Raw genomic sequence first — 3,138 nt, 5'->3', positions numbered from 1 at the left:
TATCCGCTCTTTAATGCCGTTTTTCCGGTAATGCCCAGCCCCGTCACCTCACCTCTTCCACCTACCGCAGAGTTCTGCTAACGCACTTAGCCGGGAGGAGAAACGCTGCGGAGAAATAATTATAGCCTTTGATTCTCCGCCTACCGCAGCGTCGCCTGCCAACGCACAGGCTAAGCACGGGCAGACACTGCGGAGAAACCTCACTCTGCGGAGAACTAAAGGGTTACTGAACGGCTTTGATAAAAAAACATTGAAACGATTTCAGGAGCTTGAACACCTCGAAGATGATAAAAAGAAAACACTCTTTGATTTAATTGATACTTACATACGCGATGCTAAAGCAAGAAAAGCGTATGCGTAAATACTAACAGCCCGGCGCTGCCGGGCTGTTAGTATTATTTATTTTTCAAAGTACTAAATTCAAATCCATATCCAGCCGATTGCAATATTTCTTTTGTTGTATCCAAAAACAATCTTGCGTTCTCATTAGGTTCGTATTGTGCGACCACATTTATAACAATATTTCGACCTTTTGCATCCGGATATTCTTCATAGAAATTACCCGTTTCAATAGCGCTTAAATAAGCATTGATTTTATTCTGTAAAATCAGCAAATGCTCATTATTATCGTCCCACTTTAGATGATCAGAGATAGTAAGAACTGCATTCCCTTTTTTATTAATACTTGCAAAGTCGATTACTTTTAAATTTTCTACAGACATTGTATATAACAAGTTTGTTTTGTTTAGTTTCGTTGTTGCGGAGGTAGAACAATAGGAATTACAATTCTTTGATAAGTATTGTCTACTGCTTGCGGGCGAACTATATTTACTTGAATTGGTGGGATTACTGTCCCTCCTGGATATCCCGGTTTACCCTTTCCTACTACAACTCCTCCATTCTGAGCAATGGATGGGAATGCAACTTTCTGATTCCCTGTTAGCGGTGCAGTAGAGGACGATTTTGCTTCTGTTAATGCTATCTGTCCAGATGTATTTGTACTAACAAAATCTACTCTTGTTTTAACTCCATTATCTGCCTTATCCCATCACTAACTCTGGAACATTACCCGCCGTCGCCTCAGGCCTGCGCCAGCTTTGAGTATTTGGTAGTGGTAATAATCCTTGATTCTCCACCTCCCGCAGAGTTCTGCCTACGCTCATGCCTTTGCGGAGAAACGCTGCGGAGAAGTAAAAAGCCCCGCACAACGCCGGGCTTTTATTTTCAGTATTTTTTTGTTAACTCACGGCACAAGCGGGACGCTTGCGCCTGCTACCCGAGTATTTTTAACATGCTTTATTGCATTAGTTCATATGCTTGCGCCATTTGGTGAAACAATTTTAAAAGTAGTGGATAACTATCTCACCTCCGCCCAACTCCAAACAACTACTAAAAAACTAAAACAGAAAAATTAATTGTATAAAATACATAAGCCCGGCACTGCCGGGCTTTATATTAATCCTTAGATGCAATACTTTTCTTACCTCCATACCACACATATCTGCCATCGTTAAATGGAAAGTATTTTCCAATTTTCCCCTTAGTCCTACATTCTTCATACCACTTCTTATAAGAAGAAAATACAATCTTAATTTTCTTTTGATCACTATTGATATCCTTTTTAAATTTATTATCATACAATACTTGCGAACAGCTATATAGTTCCATAAGTTTTGGCCAACACAATCTATTTATCATAAATAAAGCATCAATTTGAATTGTATAATGCCTGACATTCCTTGGCTTGCCTCCACATCCCTCTATACCGTTAAAACTCCAATTGGTTACGTCAAGACAGCAATGTGTTGTATCGTTCTCAAATTTCAATAGTTCGCTAATTAGAATAAGTTTACTACTATCGTTTAGCGATATAAAATAATCCAAATCGTAGCTATATGTAAATGACTGTTTGATTGTAGTATCATTTTTACACTTCAGCACCAGTTTACTTCCTTTAAATTTATTCTTACATTCCACTTTCTCGACAGAAAAAGTATTTATTTGCGCCATAGTGGCAACTGTGATAAGGAATAATGATGCTAACATAAATAGCTTCTTCATTTTTGTAATTTTTAGTCAAGCTCATAACTGTCTGGTATTTGACCTATTGCTTTGTTTGTTGTTTTTAGCCCGTTCTTCTTTCTAATGTCAGTCGCTTGCTGCTGTGATACTACTCTGACACCGTTAGATACTTTACCAGCTTTTGTACTAACCTGCTTATCTGTTCCCTTTCGTTTATAGCCTGTCATTGTTACATCAGAGTCTTGTCTATTTTTTTCCTTCTGTATAGTTGTGGTTTGGGGCTTCTCTTGGTCATGGTCTGATGTTACTGAACCGTCTTTATTTACCTGGCCTGTATGAACTATATCACTGCCACCTTGCTGCACAAAAATATCTGCTACCTCCGGGGTTTCAACTTTTACATACCCATCTTCCTTTAAAATTACGTTTACTGTTTCATTGTTCTTTGATTGGTCAACAATAACAAGATTGCCATCTGCAAAGGTCGTTCCATGGCAATTTTGTGAACAATCAACTGGTGCATTATTTACTTGTGTAGTTGAACCATCTGCATTTACCTGCTCAACATAGGAGGCGACCTGTTGAAGAGCTCTAACAGGTGTTCCAGCATCTGTGTAAACAACGACTTCGTTATAGGTTGAAGTTGTTTGATACTTAGCCCCATCAATAGTAACCGAACTATTTCTTGAATAAGTTTGCCCAGTAGAAGTTGCAATAAGATTTCCATCTTTATCTTTCAAAAGATGACCTGCTTCATCTATTATTTTTATTGGATTGTTTGCAGCGTATTGATAAGGAGTAAGCGCTACATATACTTCTGCAAATTTATCTTGAGCGTGCCATCTTCCTATTTGGGGGTCGTACATTCTTGCTCCGAAGTCTAACCATTCTAAACCAGAGCCGTCAGAGAATTCCTTCGATTGCTTTTCCTTTCCGTTAAATTGATATTTATTCTCAGGCTCTCCGAACGCTAATGCCTTGGAGCTAATCCCCGCCATTGTGAGTCCGAACGGATAATAATGCGTCTCTTCAAGGATAGCTCCCCTGGTGTGGATCACCTGCAGGTTGTCAAAGAACACGTTCACGGGGCTTTCGTTGCTCACGTAAATATACACA

The 3,138-nt window shown here is 39.1% G+C and carries 3 protein-coding genes; all 3 read right to left on the bottom strand.

All coding sequences use genetic code 11. The features are described 5' to 3' along the window. Positions 1 to 395: 395 nt before the first annotated feature. A complete protein-coding gene (locus tag KF816_17495) occupies positions 396 to 722 on the bottom strand; it encodes a hypothetical protein (GenBank protein MBX3009824.1) in 327 nt (108 codons plus the stop codon). Between the two features lie 733 nt (positions 723 to 1,455). Continuing rightward, a complete protein-coding gene (locus KF816_17490; protein ID MBX3009823.1) occupies positions 1,456 to 2,061 on the bottom strand; it encodes a hypothetical protein in 606 nt (201 codons plus the stop codon). Positions 2,062 to 2,072: 11 nt separating this feature from the next. Beyond that, a complete protein-coding gene (locus KF816_17485) occupies positions 2,073 to 3,080 on the bottom strand; it encodes an RHS repeat-associated core domain-containing protein (protein MBX3009822.1) in 1,008 nt (335 codons plus the stop codon). Positions 3,081 to 3,138 lie beyond the last annotated feature (58 nt).

This window comes from Melioribacteraceae bacterium (assembly GCA_019638015.1).
Lineage (GTDB): Bacteria > Bacteroidota > Ignavibacteria > Ignavibacteriales > Melioribacteraceae > JAHBUP01.
This window is presented reverse-complemented; position numbering and strand designations above follow the sequence as displayed.

Bases quoted from the DNA above. Each gene is read 5' to 3' on its own strand.
- KF816_17495 (MBX3009824.1), bottom strand. From the start codon at position 722: ATGTCTGTAGAAAATTTAAAAGTAATCGACTTTGCAAGTATTAATAAA.
- KF816_17490 (MBX3009823.1), bottom strand. From the start codon at position 2,061: ATGAAGAAGCTATTTATGTTAGCATCATTATTCCTTATCACAGTTGCC.